This is a genomic window from Bradyrhizobium sp. 31Argb, from assembly GCF_043638955.1.
In the GTDB taxonomy this organism is placed as follows: domain Bacteria; phylum Pseudomonadota; class Alphaproteobacteria; order Rhizobiales; family Xanthobacteraceae; genus Bradyrhizobium.
In genome coordinates this window covers 25,702-32,956 of the sequence record NZ_JBEGDB010000065.1, presented here as the reverse complement: position 1 = coordinate 32,956, position 7,255 = coordinate 25,702, and the positions used below count along the sequence as shown (strand labels likewise).

Below are 7,255 nucleotides of genomic sequence, written 5' to 3'. Positions count from 1 at the left end.
TTTCTTGCCACCGTCATCTCTCGCGCGAACTTGTTCGCGCGAAAAACTTAGCGCCAGCGTCGGGGCGCCAGGACCACTCGACTTCGCCGTCCGCTGATGTCACGCTCGTCAGTCGCGACACCCTCATCCACCGCATCTCACCGCAACGTTCGTGACGATCGCGACCCGCCCCTCGTTCGGGTGAGACGCGCGGAGTTAAATCACTGATTTGCCCGACGGGTTAAGCGATTTATTTTTGCGCGAAGCACTGGACAGACTTTTGGTGATTTGCCCGTCGGGTTGATTTGTCGCAGCTCGCGCCTCAACACACGCTGTCATTCCGGGGCGTCCGAAGGACGAGCCCGGAATCCATTTCACCGCTTGCGACCGCGGATGAATGGATTCCGGGCTCGCGCTTCGCGCGCCCCGGAATGACGGTGCGTTGGCAGCAGGTGAGCTGGCCGATCTCCCGATCGATCACAAACAAATCATCGCAGGCCTTCTGGATAGCGTCACAGTGCTGCGTTAGTCCGAGGACGCCTAGCGCTTCAATTCTGCAGGATTGCCCGATGATCCGTTTTGCCACCCTGTTCGGTCTCGCATTGACCACCGCTCTGAGCCTGAGTTCACCGGCCTCCGCTGCCGATGGCGGGCCGGCCTATGGACCGGAGCTGCAGGGCTTCGAATACCCCTTCCCGGTGGAGCGCTATCGATTCTCTTCGCAAGGCCAGGAACTGGAGATGGCCTATCTCGACGTGAAGCCGTCGAACCCGAACGGCCGCACCGTCGTGGTGCTGCATGGGAAGAATTTCTGCGCCGCCACCTGGGAAGGCTCGATCAAGGCGCTGACGGCGGCCGGCTATCGGGTGATCGCGCCAGATCAGATCGGGTTCTGCAAATCCAGCAAGCCTGAGCGCTATCAATTCACATTCCAGCAGCTCGCCGGCAACACCCGCGCGCTATTGGCGTCACTCGGCATCGAGCGTTCGGTGATCATGGGCCATTCGACCGGCGGCATGCTCGCGATGCGCTATGCGCTGATGTATCCGGCGGCCGTCGATCAGCTCGTGCTGGTCGATCCGATCGGCCTGGAGGACTGGGCGGCCAAGGGCGTGCCGTGGCTCAGCCTCGACGGCTGGAACGAGCGCGAGAAGCGCGTGACCGCCGACACCATTCGCGCCTACGAGCGCGCGACCTACTATGCCAACGCCTGGGACGCGTCATACGAACCCTGGGTGCAGATGCTGGCCGGCCTATATCGCGGTCCCGGGCGCGAGACCGTGGCCTCGAGCTCGGCGCGGCTCTATGACATGATCGCGACCCAGCCGGTGTTCTACGAATTCGAGCGCATCACCACGCCAGTGCTGCTCCTGATCGGCGACAAGGACACCACCGCCATCGGCAAGGACCTCGCGCCGCCGGACATTCGCCCCAAGCTCGGCAACTATCCCGTGCTCGGCAAGGAGGCGGCGAAGCGTTTCCCGCACGCGCAACTGATCGAATTCCCCGACCTCGGCCACGCCCCACAAATCCAGGCACCCGCACGATTCCACGACGCGGTGCTGGGATGGCTGCAGCATCCGGAAACCGGAGCGATGCTGACGAAATAGCGCAGGCGAAACCACAAGGCGTAACCCACCATCCTTGGCGCGGCGCCAAATCATGATCCGATTGGACGGAATCGGATCATGATCTGATCTATCCCGCAACAAGCACCCACAAAGACTCCTGCCGCTTGTGATCTCCTTCGCCTTTGGTCGGTTAGCTACGGGACGAGATAGTGTTCGGCCCATATCGCACGAGGAACCTCTGCCCCCAATTTGTAGCTGAAAGTCTCGATGCCGAGCCCGTCCGACGTGACGCGACACGCGTAGGAAAGATGGTACCAATGTCCCCGACTTCGGATGGCCGCTCCAGACGCTTGGAGCGCATTTCCTTTCAGCACGGGCTCGGCAAACGCATAAGCAACGACCTCATCCGGCTTGAAAGCACTGTGCTCCCGTCCAATCAAACCCGCTGCCCGTCCATTGCAGCGCTGTTCGATACGTGTTTGCGGGTCCAAAGACAGCAACTGTTGCTGAATCGTTTTGGCTGTCGCCGGAGCGCATTCAAGCGTGGCAAGCAGGGCGACACAAAGCGTAAGGCGAGCTGGGATGTTCATCTTTCTCAAGCAGTCGCGAGGTTGGTCGACGAGTACCGCTCACCTGACTCGGCTCGCAGCCGGTCGGGGCGGTCCAGCGCAGGCAAGCCCGCCATAAAGCGGCTCGTCCGGCATCGCGTCGCGTAGAACATGGCGCACGCTTACTAGCTTCTCGCTGTCGATGCCAGTGGGAAAGCCCCTGCTCTCAATAATCTCGGCGGCGGCGTTGCCGCGCGCCGCTTCGGGAGCGAAGCGAAGCAATCCATAGCACCGCTTGTGAGGACATGCTCTAGCGAGCAGCGTCGGCACGCCTCGATAGCCCGTTGTTGGTCGACCCGACGATCTCGACCGTCGCCGTGCGGCCGGCGACGAGTTCGGCCTGGCCCGCTCCTTGGTCGAGAGCGATGCGCACGGGGACACGTTGCGCCAGACGAACCCAGTTGAAGGTCGGGTTGACGTTGGCAAGAAGGCTTGTCCCCTCGGCCCGGTCACGATCTTCTATGCCGGCAGCAATGCTTTCCACATGTCCGGTCAGGCGCCCCTTGTCGCCCATCAGGCGGATCCTGACAGCATCGCCGACATGGATGCGTGGCAGCTTCGTTTCCTCGAAATAACCCTCGACGCGGAGCGTGTCGGTATCCACCAGCGCCATCACCCCTTTGCCCGCCATCACATAGGTGCCGGGACGCAGGTTCATGTTCGAGATCGTGCCGTTGACCGATGCGTGCACTTCGCTGCGGTCGAGATTGAGTTGGGCAAGGTCGCGATCGGCCACCGCCTGGTCGTAGCCGGCCTGGGCTTGCTGCTGCGTCGCCAGCACCTGCTCCTGCTTCTGCTGGGAGACGGCATCAGTGGTCAGCGTGCGATAGCGCTTCAAATCGCTATTTGCCTGATCGAGGGCAGCGCGACGGCTTGCGACGACGGCATCGGCCTGCTGCAAGGCGAGCGCGAAGCGGGCGCGGTCGATGCGAAAGAGGACGTCGCCGCGATGGACTTTCTGGTTGTCCTGCACCAGGACGTCCGTGACCAAACCCGAAACGTCAGGCGTGACCTGGACGACATCGGCGCGCACCCGCCCGTCTCGCGTCCATGGTGCCTCCACGTAGTAGTCCCACAGATGGATCGCGACATTCACAGCCGCTGCGACAGCGATACCCGTCAGCGCAAGACGGCCAAGCACGAAGAAAAATCTCTTCACGACAGATACTCCGAAGACAAATAGACGACGCCTCCCAAAAGGCAGACGAACAGGGCCAGGTCGAACAACGCGGGATGCCAGACCAGCCGGTAAAGTCCGGTCTTGCGCAGGGTCTTGCGCAGCAGGGCGCTCAACGCATAGGCAATGATCAGCCACAGCAGAAGCGCGGGCGCGAGCACGCCATAGATATCGATCTCATATCTCATGCCGCTAGATTCCGTGGATCAGGTGATTGAGGCTGGTAGGCCAAGACGTCCGGAAACAGCCCGCGCCGGATGCCGATCAAGCCGATCAGCGCATCATCTCTGGCACCGCCTTCGGGCTCGTTGAGCGCCTCGGCGAGCGCAACATCGATCAGCCTGAGCAGTTCAGGCGGCAGCGGGCCCGAGACGTGTTCGCGACACGCTAGCGCAAGCTGGTCCAGCATGTCGTCGATTGCACTGAGCGTCGCCGGCGTCAGCTTGTGACGGGCCCGGCGCAGATCGATGATGTTGAGGCCGACCCGGAGCTGGGTCAGACCGTCGACGTCGCGGCGATCGACCTCGGGAATCACGGCGAAGCGCTGGACCAACAGGCCGAGGCGATCCAGCATCAGCCCGGCGAAGCGTGCCCGGTCGTTCTTGCCGCGCCGCTCTGCCGTGAGTGCTAGCGTCGCCCAGCTGGTTTTCATCAGGCGCCGCGCGACCCACTCGGCTCCGACCGACCGCGCCAGCCTGGTAATGACCGCAGCCGCCGCCATTCCCAGCAGCAATGCGATGGCGGCATTTGTAAAGCTCGCAGAGTCTGCGTCGTAAGTCGACTGCAGCGCCAGCAAGGTGGCCGAATTGGCTGCCAGCGCCATGCCAATGAAGTTGGTCCGGGGCCGCGCGATCAGAACGCCGAACAGGATGAAGGACGGCGCCAGGGCCGCAATCAGCACCTCGACCGTGGAGATTGCCGGAATGATGGCGAACAAATAAATGGCGACGACCGCGACCGAGGCCAGTGACCACCATGCGAAGCTGCGAATACTGGGCGCGGGATGATCTTGCGCGGCGAAGAAGGAACAGCCTATGGCCGCCATCATCGGGGCCGATGCGCCGTCCACCCAGCCTGTCCCGATCCAGAAGGCACAGCAGACCAGGATCGCGAAAGCCGCGCCAGCCCCCGACCATAGTGCCAAGCCGTGGTCGCGGTGTCGCGCCGGAGCAATGCTGGCCTCAGGAAGGAATGCCAGCCGAAGGCCGGAGACGTCCTTGCCAACGGCAATGGCGCGGTTGAGCACCCGGAAATCATCCGAGACATCGACGAGCTCGCGCAGGCGTATCAGCAGGTTCGCCGCCGTGACCTGATCCCAAGACGAATGGGCATCGAGCTTCGGCCGCAGTGACATGATCGCGGCGCGCAGCACATCGGCCGGTTGCCGTTCGCCGGCGTCAGCCGCGAGCCAGCGCCCGAGATCATCAAGCAGCCGCGGCAATTGCGGCGAGCATTCGCCCAACCGGCCGCCAAGTGCTGCGATCCGATCGGTGATCGAGGACAGGAGCGGCAGCAGCATCAGCATGTGCAGGCGAAGCGCCTGCAATCCGCTGACGGCATTTGCGTCCGCGAAGCGGTCATAGGCCAGGTGACCAGCGAGCGCGTCGATTTCGACGGCGTCGGTCGCCAGCCGCAAGCGTTGCGCCCGATGGACCCGCTCGGCGCCACGGGCGGAGAGAACATCCTGGCTGAGCCGGCTTGCGTCGGACAGCCAATTGTTGACGCGGGCAGCGACGGCGGGGGCGACGCTGCGCGGGAATACGATTGTCGACACCAGGGTCGCGCAGATGATGCCGAGCGTGATCTCCTCGACGCGCGCGAGCGCAGTGTCGAAGATGCTGCCGGGGTCCGAGACGGCGGGAAAGCCGATCAGCGCTACCGTGTATCCGGCAAGCATGAAGGCATAGCTGCGCGGGCTGCGCTCGAGCAGCGACAAATACAGACAAAGGCCGACCCAGAGTGCAACGACCAGGCAGAGCAATTCGGGGGCATTGACGAGATTGGGGACTAGGATGACGCTGACGATTGCGCCAACCACCGTTCCCAGCACACGGGAGAGCGCCTTGGAACTCGTTGCGCCCGCTAGGCCGTGTGGACGACGGGAAAGTTCGGATTCAAATTTCAAACAACAATTCCGCTGTCATCGTATGCCATCGGGGGTCGGCGCGCCGCGCTTCCTCAAGATGACGAATTGGGCCAAGAACGCTGCCTTATCGGTGATCCATACGCCGCGACGATCGCCTGTTGGAGGCAAAGACAGAAAGCATACCAACGCCAAGTCGAGGCGTTTGCATCGCAACCCAGCCACTGACGAAGAATTGCAGCCGGCGGATGGAAGGAATATGTTGGCCTTATAATGACGCAGCCGCCCATCGTAAGGCGAGGCTCGGCAGGAAGACCTTACGGCGGATGGTTTGCCTACCCGCACCGGAGGTCACGGTTATGTCCATCGCTCCCACACTGCAAAAATACCTGGCCGCTGAAAACATCCAATACGAGGAGATCCAGCACGAGCTGAGCATGTCGTCCACTCGCACGGCTGAAGTATCCCATATCTCGGGCGATCGTCTCGCCAAGGGCATCGTGTTGCGACGCGACGGCGAATATATTCTCGCCGTCGTGCCCGCATCGCACCACCTCCGCCTGTCCGAGCTGCGGACGACGCTCGGTGATAATGTCGATATGGCGGATGAAACCGAAATCAATCAACTGTTCCGCGACTGCGCGCACGGCGCCGTTCCCGCCGTTGGCAAGTGCTATGGGCTCGATATCATCGTCGACGACAGCATCGAGACACAGCCGGAAATCTATATGGAAGCCGGCGATCATGAGACCCTGCTTCATCTCACGCACGAGCAGTTTGCGCGCCTGACGGCGAACGCACCGCATGGGCGCTTTAGCGCGCACGACTAAAGGATTGGTCGCGCGCATCTGCCGCTAAAGCGCGAAGAGACGAGGATGAATCATCATCGCGCTTAGGTTACTGTTTGAGCATGATCTCCGCGCAAACGCTGCGCGTTTGTCGCGAGGGAAAACCGCTTCACACTTTTCCGGATCATGCCCTGGGCAAATGCGTTGCATCAAGTGCACCTGAAATCCAGTAACGGAGGTCCGCCATGAAAGTCAAAGAAGTGATGCACAAGGGCGTCGACTGGGTCAGCCCCGACACCCCCGTCACCGAACTCGCGAAATTGATGCGGGGGCACGACATCGGCTGCATTCCGATCGGAGAGGACGATCGGCTGATCGGGATGGTGACCGACCGCGATATCGTCTGCAAAGGGCTTGCGAGCAACAACTTCGATGCTCGTCGCGCGACGGCGCGCGATGTCATGACCGAAGGCATCCATTGCTGCCGGGAAGACGATGACCTCGCGAAGGCGATGCATCACATGGAGAAGCTGCAGGTCCGCAGATTGCCAGTGATCAACAAGAGCAAGCGGATGGTCGGCATCCTCAGTCTCGGCGATGTCAGCCATTCCACGTCTGGCGACAATCTCCTGTCAGAGTGCCTCAGGAGCGTTTCGGCCCATCACTGATGGCGCGACCGGCGTGACAACTCAAGCGTGATGACTTTTCTTCGAATCGTCATCCCGCTTTAGCTTTTTGTTTGAGCATGATCTTCCGACGCAAACGCTTCGCGTTTGTCGCGAGAGAAAAGGCTTGGTCATTTGGCCAAGCCGCTCCATGGCGACCCGATGCTATTTCTTCAGTGGCGCATAGAACGTTCCATCGACCTCGGCGATGTCATCCTGATCGAGCTTTCGAACCTCGAGAACAGTACGTGGCGGATAAGGGCCTTTGCCCCAAAGATCTTCCTGCACCTTATTCACCACAGGACGTAAACGCACGACATCAGATACATAGATGGTCAAGCGTACCGCATCTCTTAGTGACGCGCCTTCGGCAGCGGCGACCTG

The 7,255-nt window shown here is 61.6% G+C and carries 8 protein-coding genes; 3 read left to right on the top strand and 5 right to left on the bottom strand.

The genetic code is table 11. The features are described from left to right. The first annotated feature begins 548 nt into the window (after positions 1 to 548). Complete coding sequence (locus tag AAFX91_RS15465; protein ID WP_394567025.1) at positions 549 to 1,589, top strand: alpha/beta fold hydrolase; 1,041 nt, start codon at positions 549 to 551, stop codon at positions 1,587 to 1,589. Positions 1,590 to 1,744: 155 nt separating this feature from the next. Here AAFX91_RS15465 and AAFX91_RS15460 read toward each other — a convergent pair whose 3' ends face one another. The 4 genes from AAFX91_RS15460 to AAFX91_RS15445 form a co-directional block, all read right to left on the bottom strand. Continuing rightward, on the bottom strand, positions 1,745 to 2,140 hold the full coding sequence (locus AAFX91_RS15460) for a DUF930 domain-containing protein (protein ID WP_245476650.1): 396 nt from the start codon (positions 2,138 to 2,140) through the stop codon (positions 1,745 to 1,747). Between the two features lie 268 nt (positions 2,141 to 2,408). Further along, complete coding sequence (locus AAFX91_RS15455; protein WP_130582148.1) at positions 2,409 to 3,317, bottom strand: HlyD family secretion protein; 909 nt, start codon at positions 3,315 to 3,317, stop codon at positions 2,409 to 2,411. After that, entirely contained in the window at positions 3,314 to 3,523 is a 210-nt protein-coding gene (locus tag AAFX91_RS15450; protein ID WP_130582149.1) for a DUF1656 domain-containing protein, read from the bottom strand. The genes AAFX91_RS15455 and AAFX91_RS15450 overlap by 4 nt, the downstream gene beginning before the upstream one ends. After that, positions 3,520 to 5,460 (bottom strand): FUSC family protein, encoded by a 1,941-nt coding sequence (locus AAFX91_RS15445; RefSeq protein ID WP_394567024.1) that lies wholly within the window; start codon positions 5,458 to 5,460, stop codon positions 3,520 to 3,522. The genes AAFX91_RS15450 and AAFX91_RS15445 overlap by 4 nt, the downstream gene beginning before the upstream one ends. A 317-nt stretch (positions 5,461 to 5,777) precedes the next feature. On the opposite strand from AAFX91_RS15445, the gene AAFX91_RS15440 reads away from it, so the two are divergent. Both AAFX91_RS15440 and AAFX91_RS15435 read left to right on the top strand, forming a co-directional pair. After that, positions 5,778 to 6,248 carry an aminoacyl-tRNA deacylase gene (locus tag AAFX91_RS15440; protein ID WP_130582152.1) on the top strand — a complete coding sequence of 157 codons (471 nt, stop codon included), beginning with the start codon at positions 5,778 to 5,780 and terminating at the stop codon, positions 6,246 to 6,248. Positions 6,249 to 6,451: 203 nt separating this feature from the next. After that, a complete protein-coding gene (locus AAFX91_RS15435) occupies positions 6,452 to 6,874 on the top strand; it encodes a CBS domain-containing protein (protein WP_130582153.1) in 423 nt (140 codons plus the stop codon). A gap of 162 nt (positions 6,875 to 7,036) precedes the next feature. Here the strand turns inward: AAFX91_RS15435 and AAFX91_RS15430 are convergent, their stop codons facing one another. Then, a complete protein-coding gene (locus AAFX91_RS15430) occupies positions 7,037 to 7,210 on the bottom strand; it encodes a RidA family protein (RefSeq protein WP_245476648.1) in 174 nt (57 codons plus the stop codon). Positions 7,211 to 7,255 lie beyond the last annotated feature (45 nt).